This is a genomic window from Rhizobium laguerreae (genome assembly GCF_019778565.1).
Lineage (GTDB): Bacteria > Pseudomonadota > Alphaproteobacteria > Rhizobiales > Rhizobiaceae > Rhizobium > Rhizobium laguerreae.
This window is the reverse complement of sequence record NZ_JAAXQT010000016.1, coordinates 90,790-106,645: the sequence shown is the minus strand read 5'-3', so window position 1 is coordinate 106,645 and position 15,856 is coordinate 90,790. Positions and strand designations below refer to the sequence as shown.

General features: G+C 59.0%; 14 protein-coding genes and 2 pseudogenes. 14 read left to right on the top strand and 2 right to left on the bottom strand.

Annotated features, from left to right (window positions below; genetic code table 11):
• Positions 1 to 260: 260 nt before the first annotated feature.
• Positions 261 to 530, bottom strand: a complete 270-nt coding sequence (locus tag HFO71_RS33590; protein WP_245007068.1) for a hypothetical protein — start codon at positions 528 to 530, stop codon at positions 261 to 263.
• Positions 531 to 1,783: 1,253 nt separating this feature from the next.
• Here HFO71_RS33590 and HFO71_RS33585 point away from each other — a divergent pair.
• From HFO71_RS33585 to HFO71_RS33550, 10 genes and pseudogenes are all read left to right on the top strand, one after another.
• Positions 1,784 to 2,230 (top strand): helix-turn-helix domain-containing protein, encoded by a 447-nt coding sequence (locus tag HFO71_RS33585; RefSeq protein WP_077976310.1) that lies wholly within the window; start codon positions 1,784 to 1,786, stop codon positions 2,228 to 2,230.
• The gene (locus HFO71_RS33580; RefSeq protein WP_077976311.1) at positions 2,220 to 2,801 is read left to right on the top strand and encodes a PIN domain-containing protein; all 582 of its coding nucleotides are present in this window, start codon (positions 2,220 to 2,222) and stop codon (positions 2,799 to 2,801) included. The genes HFO71_RS33585 and HFO71_RS33580 overlap by 11 nt, the downstream gene beginning before the upstream one ends.
• Positions 2,802 to 3,020: 219 nt before the next feature.
• Positions 3,021 to 3,152, top strand: a complete 132-nt coding sequence (locus HFO71_RS36265; protein WP_276522920.1) for a hypothetical protein — start codon at positions 3,021 to 3,023, stop codon at positions 3,150 to 3,152.
• A pseudogene (locus HFO71_RS36095) lies at positions 3,145 to 3,336 on the top strand (LysR family transcriptional regulator); the annotation flags it as partial. The gene HFO71_RS36265 and the pseudogene HFO71_RS36095, both read left to right, overlap by 8 nt.
• Before the next feature lie 711 nt (positions 3,337 to 4,047).
• The gene (locus HFO71_RS33575) at positions 4,048 to 4,950 is read left to right on the top strand and encodes a LysR family transcriptional regulator (protein WP_011648899.1); all 903 of its coding nucleotides are present in this window, start codon (positions 4,048 to 4,050) and stop codon (positions 4,948 to 4,950) included.
• Between the two features lie 119 nt (positions 4,951 to 5,069).
• Positions 5,070 to 5,966: an NAD-dependent epimerase/dehydratase family protein gene (locus HFO71_RS33570; RefSeq protein WP_011648900.1), complete on the top strand. Its 897-nt coding sequence runs from the start codon at positions 5,070 to 5,072 to the stop codon at positions 5,964 to 5,966.
• A 52-nt stretch (positions 5,967 to 6,018) separates the two neighbouring features.
• The gene (locus HFO71_RS33565; RefSeq protein WP_221989018.1) at positions 6,019 to 6,987 is read left to right on the top strand and encodes an aldo/keto reductase; all 969 of its coding nucleotides are present in this window, start codon (positions 6,019 to 6,021) and stop codon (positions 6,985 to 6,987) included.
• 64 nt (positions 6,988 to 7,051) lie between these two features.
• Positions 7,052 to 7,876 carry an aldo/keto reductase gene (locus tag HFO71_RS33560; protein WP_221989016.1) on the top strand — a complete coding sequence of 275 codons (825 nt, stop codon included), beginning with the start codon at positions 7,052 to 7,054 and terminating at the stop codon, positions 7,874 to 7,876.
• Between the two features lie 90 nt (positions 7,877 to 7,966).
• The gene (locus tag HFO71_RS33555; protein ID WP_077980047.1) at positions 7,967 to 8,998 is read left to right on the top strand and encodes an aldo/keto reductase; all 1,032 of its coding nucleotides are present in this window, start codon (positions 7,967 to 7,969) and stop codon (positions 8,996 to 8,998) included.
• 44 nt (positions 8,999 to 9,042) lie between these two features.
• Positions 9,043 to 9,588: pseudogene (locus tag HFO71_RS33550) on the top strand (MFS transporter); the annotation flags it as partial.
• Between the two features lie 57 nt (positions 9,589 to 9,645).
• Here the strand turns inward: HFO71_RS33550 and HFO71_RS33545 are convergent.
• The gene (locus HFO71_RS33545; protein WP_086935643.1) at positions 9,646 to 10,485 is read right to left on the bottom strand and encodes an SDR family NAD(P)-dependent oxidoreductase; all 840 of its coding nucleotides are present in this window, start codon (positions 10,483 to 10,485) and stop codon (positions 9,646 to 9,648) included.
• A 152-nt stretch (positions 10,486 to 10,637) separates the two neighbouring features.
• Between HFO71_RS33545 and HFO71_RS33540 the strand changes: the two genes are divergently transcribed.
• From HFO71_RS33540 to HFO71_RS33525, 4 genes are read left to right on the top strand one after another with little or no spacing between them, the layout of a single operon-like run.
• On the top strand, positions 10,638 to 11,945 hold the full coding sequence (locus HFO71_RS33540; protein ID WP_221989014.1) for an ABC transporter substrate-binding protein: 1,308 nt from the start codon (positions 10,638 to 10,640) through the stop codon (positions 11,943 to 11,945).
• Positions 11,945 to 12,904: a carbohydrate ABC transporter permease gene (locus tag HFO71_RS33535; protein WP_164068332.1), complete on the top strand. Its 960-nt coding sequence runs from the start codon at positions 11,945 to 11,947 to the stop codon at positions 12,902 to 12,904. Before HFO71_RS33540 ends, HFO71_RS33535 begins: the two co-directional genes overlap by 1 nt.
• Positions 12,901 to 13,722 carry a carbohydrate ABC transporter permease gene (locus HFO71_RS33530; protein ID WP_221989012.1) on the top strand — a complete coding sequence of 274 codons (822 nt, stop codon included), beginning with the start codon at positions 12,901 to 12,903 and terminating at the stop codon, positions 13,720 to 13,722. Before HFO71_RS33535 ends, HFO71_RS33530 begins: the two co-directional genes overlap by 4 nt.
• Before the next feature lie 4 nt (positions 13,723 to 13,726).
• Entirely contained in the window at positions 13,727 to 15,778 is a 2,052-nt protein-coding gene (locus tag HFO71_RS33525; protein ID WP_221989010.1) for an alpha-L-fucosidase, read from the top strand.
• Positions 15,779 to 15,856 lie beyond the last annotated feature (78 nt).

Genomic DNA, 15,856 nt, shown 5'->3' with positions numbered 1-15,856 from the left:
GACCGCTTGACGGTAACACCCCATGATCGATTACCAAAATATCCGTCGACATAGCCGTCCGGCAACTTCGCAAGCGCGTCTTCGAACGTCGCCGGAATTGATGGAGGTGTTTCTGTGCAGGCGGTCATAGTGCCAGGCATTCGTCGCAGATCCCGCAGCCATCGTAGCCCAATTTTCCCTTTTAAGTGCATGCCCGTCGAAGCTTGTGACGCATTGGCTATCAGTATTTTGAGGAAAAGCTATCAGGTGATCTTCCCCGTTCAACCGGCTGGCGTCCGAGACGTCGTGTTTAGCAAAGCCCCTGTGGCGGCACTTGCATAGGTGGGAACCGCGAGAACAAAGTTGCTGCTGAGAAACTGGTCAGCACCTCCGAACTCCGGCAACAGTCGCAGGTCTTCGTCTTTGATTGCAGCGCGGATCGCATCAAAAATCTTCACAGAGTCGATGAAACGATAGGGGCGGTCCTTTAGAGAACCTATTACCGGAGCAATCGCGCCGGGGATGCCTCTGGAGATTTGTAGTTCCGCCACGAAGCGACAAGCTTCCACCAGAGCGGATTCCCGCTCGCGCCAAGTACGGGCGGCCAGAACCTGCTCAAGTAATGGAGCGAGATCGGATGCGCAGGTTTATAATTTTGTTCGATCTCGTATATATGAGGAGAAGAGACCCTGTGGATGGCGTTTCAAACATGTCAGAATTTAATGCAATTTCTCAAAAACAGCGCAAGGTAGTTTTGCAGCGCAACATGCGTTAGTAGAAAACACCCCATTTGCCTGATCCCCGCTCTTGCGGGGCTTTCTTCTCCGAAGATTGAAAATTTGGGTGGAATGGAACTTTCTTGCATTCACCGTTTTTACTATCCGGATGTGCTGCGCACATTGCAGATCCGTCCTTTCCATACACGCACATTAGCCCCGCCACTGCGGGGCTTTTTTTCAACAGTGCGCTATCGCACGGGAACTAGTGCCACACAAACACCGTTACTTGGCTCGGATCGCGCAGACCCCTGTCTTCAACCGCAACCCCTTGCTTCTACGCGATCCTCCCTCCCCTTTGGCCAGGCCTCACCTAACGGTCGGTCCGGAACCGCGCAGGAACTTTTCCGACGCTTTCTTGTTGAGCGAACAGGATCGCATAGGTGGCCCCATACCGGGGCCGTCCGCTTCCCAAGCTTCTTGCCTGTGCGATCCGTCCTTTCCGATTGCTGCGTTTCGGCGGGGCTCCTCTTTCAGCGTGGAATGACGGAACCTAGCCGGTCCTCTTTTGTTATATCGGCAGGAAAGCACAGGCGTTCCTCCTGTGCGATCCATTAACTTGCCCTGCCTCTGCGGGGCATTTTTTTGATCTGCAGCGAGCACGGCGCTAGCAATCTGCTAATCTTCAGCCAATGCCTCATGGCTGGCAATCTGAACTGCTGGGCATGCCGGCGGCCGGCAGCATCATCGTCCGCCAAGTGATCAGCGATGGCCCTAAAAATAATGGTACGTCATGGAGACGGCTAAGCGAATCTAAGGCGGTATGCGAAGCTTGTGTGCATTGCGCCCCCTGGAGGAACCCCCAAGGAGTGCGCGTGGCGTGCTCATTCACATCAACCGAGTGATCGCCTTGAAAGGACTCGAACCTGTCGCGACGCGGTCAAACAGATTAGATATCTGATTTAGAGATGAAATTCTGAGCGGCTTCGATCAGACGCCAAATCCACCAACTCAATCTCTTCTCGCAACTTTCAGTTATTGCAGTTAACGGCGACGGGTACTATATTGGCGATCCAGGAGATATTGCCATGGCCAGCCAAATCGTTCACTTCGCCGGGCTGTCGGATCGCGATCGTAAGGCAGCTTCACCTCTGCCGAAACTGGGCGCGGGCGACAGGCTGGAACTTCATGTTCGCCATGAAGGCGGGAAGGAACAGACGCTCTCGATACCGCCGTCGGCCGCCGCGGCAGTTGAGGTGCTTTTGGCGCACATGCTACGCGGCGAACGTGTTGCCGTGCTGGCCGAAGACCAAGAACTGAGCCCGACCGAGGTGGCGGCTATTCTCGGCATCTCTCGTCCCCTCGTCGTCCTTCGCATGGATCGGGGCGATCTGCCATTCCGCTACGTAGGCAAACATCGCCGTGCTCTTCTAAAGGATGTACTCGGGCTGAAATCCAGGCTCGACGTCCGTCAAGCGGCGGTCGAGGCGTTTGCCGAAGATACCGAGGACTTGATCCAGACCCATGGCCTCTAAGCCGCCTGTCGCGGTCTATGATGCCTGCGTCCTTTATCCATTTCATCTTCGGAATGTCCTGATCCAGTGCGCCTTTGATGGCCTTGTCGAGGCGCGGTGGACCGACGATATCCATGGCGAATGGATGCGGAATCTCGCTGCCAACACGCCGGCTTTGTCCACGGAACGGCTGGAACTCACGCGTGACCGCATGAAGGCGGTCCTCCCGGAGGCGGACGTGGTGAACTATCGTCCGTTGATCGAAGATCTTAAACTGCCTGACCGCGACGATCGCCATGTACTCGCCGCTGCCATCGCTGGAAAAGCTTCTGTCATCGTCACCTGGAACCTCAAGGATTTCCCGAGGCGAGACCTGCGTCCTTACGGCATAACGGGCAAGTCGCCAGATGATTTCCTGGTTGACCTTCATATCGCGTTTCCCGAGGCGCTTCTTTCGAGTGCCAGACTTGCGCGGCTTAATCTGCGAAAGACAACTCCGACGATTGAGGGGTTCATTCACGCGCTTCAGCAAAATGGGCTGAAGAAATTCGCAACGTTGCTCGGCCAGAACATCAACCGCCTGGGCCGATAAGGATGAACCCGATCAACTTGCCGCAGTCGTCGCTTTCAGTGCTTGAAGCAGTTCTCTCGATGCCATTTCAGGAACTGGGAATGCGGCCGCTCATGCGAACCGCACCCATAATGTCGTCGGTGCGGCGTAACCCTTATTTATGGAACTAGCATGGTTCTCTGGAAGTAAGTTCGAAGCCTTAGCCAATGGCGACCCGCATTTAATGTTTGCGGGCCGCACATGACGACGCGTTATCTCTGGACGCTGGAACGCGAAAGCCGGTCGACCCGCAGCGGCCTCGACACGGTCGAGGAAATCATACCGGTCATTGTGGCCGAGGACGTTCCCGGCGCCATGCTGGCCGCGCAATGAAAAATCCATCACCGCCCTGCCCGTTCCCATCCCCCATCCGGAACGCGCGCTCGGTCTGCCGAAGCGTTCGGACGCACCTCGCACCCCCGCCGTCGATCACTTCGCCCGCCACATCCGCACTAGTTTCGAAAATCTCAAACATCTGATCAAGCGGCACGAACGATCTGTGGTCTGGGGAGCCTAGACGCTAGTTTCCCTGGATCCGCTGTAATATCAGGAAATCAATGAATACTGGAAGCAGTCTTCGGCCCGCTCCGCGATCACCGGATTAGCCCGAGCTCCTCTTCAATGTCGCAACCGGCTTCGCTCGGTTTGCGAATGGTCGAGGATATACCGGCGACGAGTGGCTCATCCCCGCCACGCATTCAAATCAGTCCCGGCTGTTGCAACCGCACGAAAACATCGGTTCAACCCAGAAGCCAAAGGTTTCAGCTGGCTGTTAGACCTCGGTACATCTGGCAGAGAACGGATTTGCGGCGTTGCAATAGTTGATAATGCAGCGCAATATAACTGTCATAATCTGGGCAGTTAGGCGCCATGCGATGAGGATTTGCATCCATAAATCGGATAGGGCACCTGAGCTTACCCTTTTGCTGCGAGAAAGCCTGCCTATACCCGCGGATACCAAGATAGACAAATGGACCACAATAAAGGTTGTCACCGACAGAGAGATGAGGGCAGACCTTTTAATTCAAATCGGCGGGATGGGGCATGTGTTAATTCGACTTAGCGCGAATAGACGAGCTAGCATGGCCGTTGCCGTCGCGTTGTCACGACACTACCGCCGCATAATCCGAACCGGTAAGCCAGCATCCGAGTGCTGAGTTGTACCGAACGAGCTAGAGCCTTCAAGACCGGTTGCGAAGTATCGTCAAACTAGCCTCCTGAGATCAACATGCAGTTCAAGCGCAATGAAATTCACGAGCTGTCGATCTTTCTCGCGATAGTCCAGTACCGTAGCTTTCGGAAAGCGGCGGATCACCTGGAAGTAACGGCTTCCGCCCTGAGCCACAGCATGAAGGCGCTTGAGCAAAGGCTGGGCGTTCGCCTCCTTAATCGAACCAGCCGCAGCGTTGCACCAACCGCCGCCGGAACAGCCCTCGCCGAGAAGATTTCTGCCGGGCTCGAGCTTATCAACTCCGGATTGGAGGACTTGAACGGACATTATCAAGGTGGCGCCGGCAGCATTCGCATCAATGTTCTGAAAGATGCCGCCGTTCTGCTTTTGCGGCCAGCCATCCCGGTGTTCCAGCAGCGCTTCCCGAATGTTGAACTCGAGGTCGCCGTGGATGACCAGTTCGTCGATGTCACCGCGGACGGCTTCGATGCCGGTATCCGGTACAGCGGCACCATCCCGGAAGACATGATCGCAGTTCCTCTCACTCCTCCTTTAAAGTGGGTCGCGGTCGCTGCCCCTGATTATCTCAGAAGTCATGGTCGCCCTGTCATGCCGGAGGACCTCAATTCCCACCACTGCATCCGGATACGGACGGGCCGCGGCCAGATCTACAAGTGGGAATTCGAACGCGGCGATGACCGGCGCGAGATCGACGTTCCCGGAGCGCTGATATCAGGCGAAACCGATCTTGCCATCAATGCGGCTCTGGAAGGCGCCGGGCTGTGCTATTGCCTGGAACGGTTGGCAAGCCCCTACGTTTCCGCAGGCCGTCTGGAAGTCGTTCTTCCCAAATGGGCATCGATAGGCCCGCCGTTTTCGATGTATTATTCCAGCCGGCGGCAGCTTCCCTTCGGCGTCGACGCGCTGATCAAGATCGTTCGCGGCTTGAACGGATTTTAGCGGCTGGTTCCAATCGATGAACCTGGTTCATCGGTTCAGTGATTTCCACTCTATTGATTCATCGCTCTCCCGCGTTGTACCGCTTCCATCGAACCTTCATCAGGAAGCGGACACATCACATGAGCAAGCGGATCATCTTTACCGGCGGCAGCGGCAAGGCCGGCCGCCATGCGGTTCCATATCTGGTGGAAAAGGGACACAAGGTCCGCAACCTCGACCTCGTTCCCTTGAACTGCCCCGGCGTGCAGACGTTGATCACCGATCTCAGCGATAGCGGCCAGACCTTCAATGCCCTGTCGATGCATTTCAGCGGCGAGGGTCTGCAAACGCCGGGCGGACCGGCCAAGGTCGACGCCGTCGTGCATTTCGCCGCTATACCGAGCCTGCTGCTCAAGCCCGACAACCAGACTTTTTCGGTCAATGCGATCTCGACCTACAACGTCATCGAAGCGGCGGTGAAGCTCGGCATTCCCAAGGTGATCATCGCGTCGAGCGAAACGACCTACGGCGTCTGTTTTGCCGAGGGAGACAAGGATTTCCATTCGTTTCCGCTCGAAGAAGACTATGACATCGACCCGATGGACAGCTATGGGCTTTCCAAGGTCGTCAACGAGAAGACGGCCCGCGCCTTTGCGATGCGCAGCGGCATCGACATCTACGCCCTGCGGATCGCCAACGTCATCGAACCGCATGAATACGAGCGTTTTCCGGGTTTCCTTGCCGATCCGCCATCGCGCAAGCGCAACGCCTGGAGCTACATCGATGCCCGCGATCTCGGGCAGATCGTCGATCTTTGCCTGCGGGCCGACGGCCTCGGTTTCCAGGTCTTCAATGCCGTCAACGACACGATCACGGCAAGCGAGCCAACGCGGGGTTTCCTCGGCAAATGGGCGCCGAACACGCCGATCCTCCGGGAGCTCGGCGAATTCGAAGCGCCGCTCTCGAACCGGAAGATCCGGGAGGTTCTCGGTTTCAAGGAAGAACACAACTGGCGGAAATACGTTTCCGGCGCATGATGCAGCGAGCCGCATTTGCGGCACCGCCGATCAACAACTCGGAGGAAAGACCATGAAGACCACAAGACTTGGCAAGACAGGGCTTGAAGTCAGCCGCATCTGCTTCGGCTGCATGTCCTTTGGCAAACAGACGGACGAACGCCCATGGGTTCTCGGGCTCGAAGAGGCGCGGCCACTCTATAAGCGCGCATGGGATGCCGGCATCAATTTCTTCGATACGGCCAATGTCTACGCGCAGGGCACGAGCGAAGAGATCACCGGCGTCCTGCTCAAGGAACTGGCGCCCCGCCAAGAGATCGTGCTGGCGACCAAGGTGTTCGGCCGCATGCGTCCCGGCCCGAACGGCCAGGGTCTTTCCCGCGCCGCGATCCTTACCGAGATCGACAACAGCCTGCGCCGCCTCGGCACCGACTATATCGATCTCTACCAGATCCACCGCTTCGACCCGTTCACCCCCGTCGAAGAAACCATGCAGGCGCTAAACGACGTCGTGCGCGCCTGCAAGGCCCGCTATATCGGCGCATCCTCGATGTGGGCCTGGCAGTTTTCCAAGCTCCAGCATGCAGCCGAGGTCAACGGCTGGACGAAGTTCGTTTCGATGCAGAACCAGGTCAGCCTCACCTATCGCGAGGAAGAACGCGAAATGCTGCCGCTCTGCAGCGATCAGGGTATCGCCGTCCTTCCGTGGAGCCCGCTTGCCGGCGGCAAGCTGACCCGTCCCTGGGGCACCGAGACCAAGCGCGCCACCACCGACCGCTACAACAAGAGCATGTACGAGAAGACCGGCGATCGGGACGTCGTCGAGGCCGTCGAAGCCGTCGCCAAGGCGCGCAAGACGTCCATGGCGCAGGTCGCGATGGCCTGGGTGCTGCAGAAGCCGGTCGTGACCTCGCCGATCGTCGGCGTCAGCAAGATGAGCCATCTCGAAGATGCGATCGCCGCGGTCGACTTCGAACTCACCGGTGATGACGTCAAAGCGCTTGAAGCCCCCTACAAATCGCTGCACGTCGCCGGTTTCTGACGATAGCTCCGCGCGGGTTTTCAGACGCACAGTAACGTTTTGGATTGCGGCATAGGAAGAGATCATGACGAAAGAAGCAATGGTCGCTGGCATCCCGCAGATGGGGTACGGCACATGGAACCGCTCGGCCGATGAAGCCCATCAGGGCGTCATCTGGGCGCTCGAAGCCGGATGCCGCCACATCGACACCGCCCAGGGCTACGGCAACGAGCAGGATGTCGCCCGCGGCATCAGGGACGCCGGCGTGGCGCGCAACGAAATCTTCATCACCACGAAGGTGAAGCCCGACAATTATGGCCCTGGAGCCGTCATGCCGTCGGTCAGGGAAAGCCTGGAAAAGCTCCGCGTCGACCAGGTCGACCTGTTGCTCCTGCACTGGCCGTCGCCGCATAACAAATATCCGCTTGCCGATTATCTCGGCCAGTTCGACGAGGTTTTCGATTCCGGCCTTGCCAGGCAGATTGGCGTCTCGAACTTTACCAAAGCGATGATCGACGAAAGCATCCGCCTGCTCGACAGCCGCACGATCACCACCAACCAGGTGGAGTGCCACGTCTATATGCAGAACCGGCCGATCATCGATTATTGCCAAAACCTCGGTATCGCGGTCACGGCCTATTCGCCGCTCGCGCGCGGCGCCGTCGTCGGCGACCCGGTTCTTGAAGAGATCGGCAAGGCCCGCGGCGCCACCAGCGACCAGATCGCGCTCGCCTTCCTGATCGCCAAGGGGCATGTCGTCATCCCGTCTTCCAGCAAGAGGGGCCGCATCATGCAGAATTTCGAAGCCCGCAAGATTACGCTGACGCCGGCCGAGATCAAACGGATCGAGGGCCTCGAGAAGGGCATGCGACTGGTAAACGGCGATTGGTGCCCCGTTTGGGACGTGTGAAGGCAGTTCGCTGCTCGTTCTTTCACCGCCGTCGACATCGAAATGACAGCCGCCGCTGATGCCGCAGTTGTGTTCAAAGAGGAGATGAATATGGATTATCGCAAGCTCGGTCCCAGCGGGACCGTCGTCACCGCCTATTGCCTCGGCACCATGACCTTCGGCGCGGAGGCCGATGAGGCCGCCTCCCACAAGCTGCTCGACGATTATTTCGCCTGGGGCGGCAATTTCATCGATACCGCCGATGTCTATAGCGCCGGCAAGTCGGAAGAGATCATCGGACGCTGGCTGAAGGCGCGCCCGACCGAGGCCCGCCAGGCGATCGTCGCCACCAAGGGGCGGTTCCCGATGGGCAACGGCCCCAACGATATCGGCCTGTCGCGCCGGCATCTTAGCCAGGCGCTCGACGATTCGCTCCGCCGCCTCGGCCTCGAGCAGATCGACCTTTACCAGATGCATGCCTGGGACGCGCTGACGCCGATCGAGGAAACGCTGCGTTTCCTCGACGATGCGGTTTCCTCCGGCAAGATCGGCTATTACGGCTTCTCCAATTATGTCGGCTGGCATATCGCCAAGGCCTCGGAGATCGCCAAGGCGCGCGGTTATACCCGCCCGGTGACGCTGCAGCCGCAATATAATCTGCTGGTGCGCGACATCGAACTCGAGATCGTCGCGGCCTGCCAGGATGCCGGCATGGGTCTGTTGCCGTGGTCGCCACTCGGCGGCGGCTGGCTGACCGGCAAATACAAGCGCGACGAGATGCCGACCGGAGCCACCCGCCTCGGCGAAAACCCCAATCGCGGCGGCGAATCCTATGCGCCGCGCAATGCGCTGGAGCGAACCTGGGAGATCATCGCTGTCGTCGAGGAGATCGCCAAGGCGCATGGCGTCAGCATGGCGCAGGTGGCGCTCGCCTGGACGGCGGCGCAGCCGGCAATCACCTCCGTCATCCTCGGCGCCCGCACGCCGGAACAGCTCGCCGACAATCTCGGCGCCATGAAGCTCAAACTCTCCGACGACGAGATGGCGAGATTGAACGAGGTGAGCGCTCCTCAGCCGTTCGACTATCCCTACGGCAAGGGCGGCATCAACCAGCGCCATCGCAAGATCGAGGGTGGGCGGTAGTTCGTGGACTGGGACGGTGGCCGAGCCGCCGTCCGGTTTGCCTCGTCACGGCGCCTGTCTCATCGGTCGTCCGCCAAGCCGGCATTTCGATGGAACTCCATCTCGCCGCCACCTTTGTCACGGTTCTTGTCATCGGCATCTGGGCAATCTCCGGCATGCGGAATGCGCCGGCGCGGATCGCGTTGCATGAAGGCAAGGCACCGCTGGTAGCGCTTCCCACCTGGGGCCTAATGCCGTTCTGCGTGATCGGCATCGCGGCCTTTCTCGTCGAAGGTGCCGGCATCGATTGGTCGGCGATCTATATGCGCGATGTGTTTTCGGTCGAGCCCTTCATTGGCGGACTGGGATTGACGCTTTTTACCTTCTGCATGGCGCTGACGCGCCTGTTCGTCGATCCGCTGGTCGATCGGTTTGGCGCGCGGGCCGTCACCACGATGTTGCTTGTTCTTTCGGCGATCGGCATCTGCGCCGTGTCGGGGGCGCCGCATCCCTATGTCGCGCTGGCGGGTTTTGCCTTGATGGGCGCCGGCTGCAGCGCGGTCTACCCTCTCGCCGTTTCGGCGGCGGCCCAACGCACAGATCGCGCGGCGCTCCGGGCTGCCGGCGGAGGTAGCGCTGCGACTGCTCGGAGCGCCGTTTCATCGCCCTCAGAGTTTCTGTTGCTCTATCGCGCTGAAGCGCAATGCCCTTCCATCGGCTTCTGCCAAAGCGTCCATTTCCTTTTCGAGTACATCTCGATCGTCGACGCCGCGCAAGAGGCGACCAGCAAGCACATCGAACCGGCCAGCGGCGATGTCCGCGATAAGAAGTGCAGCTCGAGAAGGGTGGATATCGATGCCGTCGTCGAAGAGCTGCTGGATGGCGGGCAGATAAGTTTTGCCTGCCTCCGAAAACAACTGCTTTTCCGTCATGTCGGTTCGTACGAGCCCGGGGTCGACGGCAAAAGCGCGTATGCCATGAGCGATGGTCGTATCATTGAGACACTCGGTCAGCCGCATGATCGCTGCTTTACTCGATGCGTATCCGGAACCGTGTGGAAAACTATTGCCCGTCCCTCCGCCAACCAGGTTGATGATCCGGCCTCTGCCGCGCGCCAACATTGTCGAACAAGCCGTGCGGGAGGTGTGAAACGTCCCTTGCAAGTTGATTTCCACATCCCGCCACCAGGCAACAGGGTCACACTCCCATATCGGTCCAAAAGCCTGGAAAGAACCGTGATTGTTGACTAACGTATCAACCGGACCGAACTCAGATGCGATCCGGGCAAAAGCGTTTTCGACGGCGCTGTATTGGGTAACGTCGGTCGTCACAGCGATCGCTTGCCCGCCTTCATCTTCAATCAGCGAGGCTGTTTCCTCGATCTCAGTGGCGGTTCGCGCAAGCACTGCGACCTTGGCGCCTTCTCGCGCCTGTCGGAGCGCGATCTCCCGACCGATTCCTCTACCGCCACCGGTGACGACCGCTACGCTGTCCTTAAGCCGGGTCATTTTGTGCTCCTATCTTGTTTAGTGCCGCCGCCACGCAACGGTTCGGCTCGTTGAGCACTATCAGACAAAACCCTTGCTAGTTTCAAGATAGATGATAACGTTTCAATTAAATTGAGTGCCAAGGGCAAAGTCAACGTTTGGGAGGATGTGACATGACCAACAGCAGTGGATTCACGCATGAGATACGTCGCCGCACCCTGCTTGCGGGTGCGGGAAGTGCCGCATTGATGGCTTTGGCGGGTAGCGCCAACGCGCAGGATAGCGTGAGCGGCGAACTTGTGGTGCTGAATTGGCTCGGTGGTTCCGAGCTCGACATGATGCACCAGATCCAGAATGCCTTTACGGCGAAATATCCGAAAGTGACGATCAGGGAAGTTGCCATTACCGGCCAAGGAGACATGCGCGGTGGCATCCGCACGGCACTCATGGGCGGCGAAGTGGTCGATGTTCTCTACAACACCTGGCCGGCCTTCCGGAAGGAACTGCTCGATGCCGGCATGCTGCGGCCGATCGACGACCAATGGAAGTCCTTCGGCTGGGACAGGCTCATCAGCCAATCCTGGAAGGATCTCGGCGCCATAGCTGGCAAGACCTATGGCCTGACCTACACCTTCGGCAACCGCTCCGGCATCTGGTACAAGAAGGAGCACCTTGCCAAGGCGGGCATCACCGAGCCGCCGAGGAGCTGGGACGAGTTCGTCGCCAGCTTTGCGAAGCTAACAAAGGCTGGGTTCGTGGCTCCCGTCGCCATTCCCGGCAAATACTGGGCGCATGCCGAATGGTTCGAAACGCTGCTACTGAGAACGGCAGGCGTCGAGACGGCTTCGAAGCTGGGCGCGCACGAAATTTCGTGGACCGATCCGGCCGTGAAGAATGCGCTTACAAAATATGCCGAAATGTTGACCGCGGGCTGCTGCGGTGCGCCGAACAGCATGCTCGCCAACGACTGGGACGGGGAAGCCGACCAAATCTTCCAGGCGAATTCCAAAAATTACCTGCTGATCGGCATGTGGATGAATAACCGCGCCAAGAACGATTACAAACTCACCGAAGGTAAGGATTACGGTCTCTTCCAGTTCCCCGCCCTCGGCATGGGTCATGACGACACGTCGAGCGTCGATACCAAGGAACTGCTCGTCACGGCAAACGGCCCCAATCCGAAGGCAGCAGACGCCTTCCTCGATTTCTGGACAAGCGCCGAGGCTGCCAACATTCTTGCCAAGAACGGCTATGCATCACCAAGCAGCAATACCGACACGTCGCTCTATGGCGAGACGCAGAAGGTGGCGACATCAGCGGTCGCAAGCTCGAAGCTGCAATTCGTGCTCGGAGATCTCCTGCCCGGCGATCTCGTCGATGAATATCGCGTGCAGCTGCAGAAATTTCTGCAGGATCCCTCGGATGCTAATATCGATAGCGTCCTTGCGGCAATCGAAACCAAGGCCCAGGGTTCCTACTGATGGCTGGCACCTCCGCTTCCCCGGTGCGGGAAGCGGCGGGCGTGATGCAGGTTTCTCCGCTGGCGGTTAGCATTGAAGGCCGCCGGCGTCTGCTCAGGGACACGCCCGCCGCATTGATCTTGATCGCACCTGTCATCGTGCTCTTTGCCGTCGCCGTGGTTTATCCGCTGGTGGAGACTATCCGCTTGAGCTTCTGGGACATACAGGGCCTGCGGAAACCTTCTTTCATCGGCTTTGGCAATTATGTGCGGCTGTTTTCGGACGCCGCCTTTCGCAGCACGCTGCTAACGACCCTGATATTCACGATCGGGACGACGGTGATTTCGGTCTCGATCGGCTGGGCTCTGGCAATGACGTGCGCGTTCGCGCCACGACAGACGCTGCCGTTCCGCGTGATGATCTTTGCCGCCTTCGGTATTTCGGAGGCAGTTTCGGGCTACATGTGGATCGGCATCTACAGGGCCGATGCCGGCGGCCTGCTCAATTCGCTGATCCAGCTTTTCGGGTTTTCCGGCTTCTCGCATGCTTGGCTCGGTGATGCCAATACGGCGCTGTGGGCACTCATCATAGCCGCATCGTGGAGCGGCGTAGGCTTGCCCCTAATGCTGATCTTCGCCGCCATCCAGGCAATCCCGAAATCCGTGCTCGAAGCAGCCTATATGGACGGCGCCAAGCCGCTCTCGACCATGCGCCATATCATGATGCCGCTGTCGATGCCCGGAGTACGTGTCGCGGTCTTCATCAATCTTCTGGGTGCGCTGCGCGCCTTCGACATCATCTACATCCTGACGGGCGGCGGGCCGGTGCGCTCAACCGAGACGGTCGGCTACTTCATGTACCGGGAATCCATGACCCAGTTCAAACTGGGCTATGGCGCCGCAGCGACCGTCATCCTGCTGCTGGCCGTGCTCATCGTCTCGATCCCCGCCATCATCCAGCGAACGGCAGGTGCGAAGTGATCGGCAAGGCTCCCCGCTGGATTGTCATCTTCGTCGGCATCATCGCCTGCATCTGGGTCATCCCGATCGTCGGCATCGTTGTCACTTCCCTGCGTCCTCCCGAGGGCGTTTCGCTTGGCTGGTGGCACTTCGAGCGCTTCGATCTGACCTTCGATGCGTGGCAGCGAGTGTGGGACAAATATCCGCTCTCCCAATCCATGTGGGTGACCATGAAAACGGCGGGGATTGCGACGGCGCTGACGATGCTTTTGACGCCGGCAGCGGCCTACGCCTTTCATTTCCTCATTTTCCCGTTCCGCCGCATCTTGCTGATCATCATCATCAACGCATTCGTGTTGCCGCAGCAGGTTGTCATCATTCCGCTCTTCACGCTGTGGCGCGATCTCGGGCTGATCGACAACGTTCTCTCCGTTCTCATTCCCTATGTCGGGATGTCCTTCGCGTGGTCGATCTTCCTCGTCAAAAATTTCTTCGAGGATTTCCCGCGCGAACTCGTGGAAGCAGCCAAGATTGACGGCTGCGGACCGATTGCGACTTTCCGTCACGTGGTACTGCCGAACAGCCTGTCGCCGATCTTCGCCGTCGGCATCCTGCAGTTCCTCTGGACCTGGAACGCCTTGCTACTGCCGATGCTTTTCCTGCGCAACGACGTACCCCTGCCCGTGCTGCTCGCCCGCATCTCCGGCAGCTACGAGATCAATTGGGACCTGCGCTCGGTGGCGGCGATCATCACGACAATCGTTCCCCTCGTCGTCTTTCTTGTCTTCCAACGTCAGTTCGCCGCCGGCTCTCAAACCCGCACCGGCGCAAAGGAATAGGACCATGCCGAACACCACAAACAAGCCGTTGCGCTACCGCCAGATCCATCTCGACTTCCATACGTCGGAACATATTCCCGGCATCGGCGTCGACTTCGATCCGGATATTTTCGTTTCAACGCTGAAGGCGGCGCATGTCGACTCGATCACGATCTTCGCCAAGTGCCATCACGGCTGGTCCTACTATCCGACCAAGGTCGGCAAGCCGCATCCGCGGCTGGCCCGCCCGGACCTCCTCGGCGACATGGTGAAGGCGCTGTCGGCGGCCGATATCGAAAGCCCGATTTATATATCGGTACAGTGGGACGAGCTGACGGCGCGCGAACATCCCGAATGGCGCGCCATGACCGCGTCGAACCAATACCATCACGACCGTCCGGACGACCCTTCGGCGGGCAAGCAGCTTAGCCCGGCGTGGCATACGCTCTGCCTCAACCATGCCGGCCTACGGAAATACATTCTCGACCAGGCGCGCGAAGTCGCGCAAAGCTATCCCACGCAGGGTCTGTTCTTCGATATCATCCTCACGCCGGATTGTGTATGCCCGGCTTGCATCGAGCGCATGCAGTGCGAGGGCCTCGATCCAGAAAATTCGGCGGACCGGCTGAAGAACGACGAGGCCGTCAACGAACAGTTCCGGCGTGAAACGAGCGAGGCGCTGTTCAAGGAGTTCCCTAATCTCCGCGTCTTCTACAATTGCGGACATATCCACAAGCAGGGCCCGAAGCGCTTTTCCACCTATTCTCATCTCGAGCTCGAAAGCCTGCCCACCGGCGGTTGGGGTTACGATCACTTTCCGTCCAGCGCGCGCTACGCGGCAACGCTCGGCATGGATTTCCTGGCTCATACAGGCAAGTTCCACACCTCGTGGGGCGAGTTCGGCGGTTTCAAGCACCCTGATGCGTTGGAATATGAATGTGCGCAAATGATCGCGCTCGGATCGAAGTGCCTGGTCGGCGACCAGTTGCATCCGAACGGCGCCATCAACCCGGATACTTACGCTTCGATCGCGCCGGCTTATCGACGCGTTGAAAAGCTGGAGCCGTTTCTGGATGGCGCGAAGCAGGTCTCCGAGATCGCTATATTGTCCGCCGAGCACATGAACCCCAAGGGCGCGCGCAATCACCCGAGCGACGATGGCGCGGCACAGATGCTGCAGGAGCTGAAGCGGCCCTTCGACGTGCTCGACAGTTCCGCTCGTTTCGAGGAGTACCGACTGCTGATCCTGCCGGATGAAATCCCGGTCGATGCTGCCCTTGCGGCGCGGCTGAAAGCCTATCTCGCCGGTGGCGGCAAGATCATCGCCTCCTGGCATTCGGGCATCGGCGAAGATGGTGCATTTGCTGTCGATTTCGGCATTGAGCGGCAGGCAACGCCGATCGCGTCCAGACCGAGCTATGTGAAGGCAGGCAAGGACCTTGATCCGTCCATGCCGAAAACGGCCTTCGTTTTCTACGATGAAGCCGAAACCGTCCGCGCGGTCGGCGCAACGGTGCTGGCCGGTATTTACCCCTCCTACTTCAACCGGTCTTACAAACATTTCTGCTCGCACCAGCATGCTCCGGACGATACAGCCGCTGATATGCTTGGCGCTGCCGTGACCGAGCATGGGGGCATCGCCTATATTGCCTACCCGATCTTTCGGCTTTACCGGGCCATTGGCCAGCCGCTTTACAAATATGTTGTTCGAGGGCTTCTCGACCGTCTCGTTCCCGATCCGGCGATGGTTACCGATCTTCCCTCATCCGGCCGGGCAACGCTGACCCGGCAGATTGGGCACAATCGCCACATCCTGCATCTTCTCTACGGACCGCCGCAGATCCGCGGCAAGGACGTTCGTGGCGATGACGGCTCGACACGGGTGATGGAAATGATCGAGGACATCCCGGCGATCGGCCCGGTAAACGCCAGCGTGCGGTTGCCGGCAAAACCGAGGCGCGTTTTCGATGCCATGACCGGAGAGGATCTGGCCTGGGAAGCCGGCGCAGACGGCGCCATTAGCATCACAGTGCCGCGACTGCATATCCACAGCGCCGTGGTGTTCGAAGGCGTCTGATGCAGGTTGAGGTAGGGGAACCGTCGGACATTGCTCTTGCCGCCCGCAACGCTGGTGGGCGGCAGAGCGCTGGGCTAT

Coding starts and splice junctions, on each gene's coding strand:
- HFO71_RS33585 (WP_077976310.1), top strand. CDS start 1,784: ATGGCCAGCCAAATCGTTCACTTCGCCGGGCTGTCGGATCGCGATCGT.
- HFO71_RS33580 (WP_077976311.1), top strand. CDS start 2,220: ATGGCCTCTAAGCCGCCTGTCGCGGTCTATGATGCCTGCGTCCTTTAT.
- HFO71_RS36265 (WP_276522920.1), top strand. CDS start 3,021: ATGACGACGCGTTATCTCTGGACGCTGGAACGCGAAAGCCGGTCGACC.
- HFO71_RS33575 (WP_011648899.1), top strand. CDS start 4,048: ATGCAGTTCAAGCGCAATGAAATTCACGAGCTGTCGATCTTTCTCGCG.
- HFO71_RS33570 (WP_011648900.1), top strand. CDS start 5,070: ATGAGCAAGCGGATCATCTTTACCGGCGGCAGCGGCAAGGCCGGCCGC.
- HFO71_RS33565 (WP_221989018.1), top strand. CDS start 6,019: ATGAAGACCACAAGACTTGGCAAGACAGGGCTTGAAGTCAGCCGCATC.
- HFO71_RS33560 (WP_221989016.1), top strand. CDS start 7,052: ATGACGAAAGAAGCAATGGTCGCTGGCATCCCGCAGATGGGGTACGGC.
- HFO71_RS33555 (WP_077980047.1), top strand. CDS start 7,967: ATGGATTATCGCAAGCTCGGTCCCAGCGGGACCGTCGTCACCGCCTAT.
- HFO71_RS33545 (WP_086935643.1), bottom strand. CDS start 10,485: ATGACCCGGCTTAAGGACAGCGTAGCGGTCGTCACCGGTGGCGGTAGA.
- HFO71_RS33540 (WP_221989014.1), top strand. CDS start 10,638: ATGACCAACAGCAGTGGATTCACGCATGAGATACGTCGCCGCACCCTG.
- HFO71_RS33535 (WP_164068332.1), top strand. CDS start 11,945: ATGGCTGGCACCTCCGCTTCCCCGGTGCGGGAAGCGGCGGGCGTGATG.
- HFO71_RS33525 (WP_221989010.1), top strand. CDS start 13,727: ATGCCGAACACCACAAACAAGCCGTTGCGCTACCGCCAGATCCATCTC.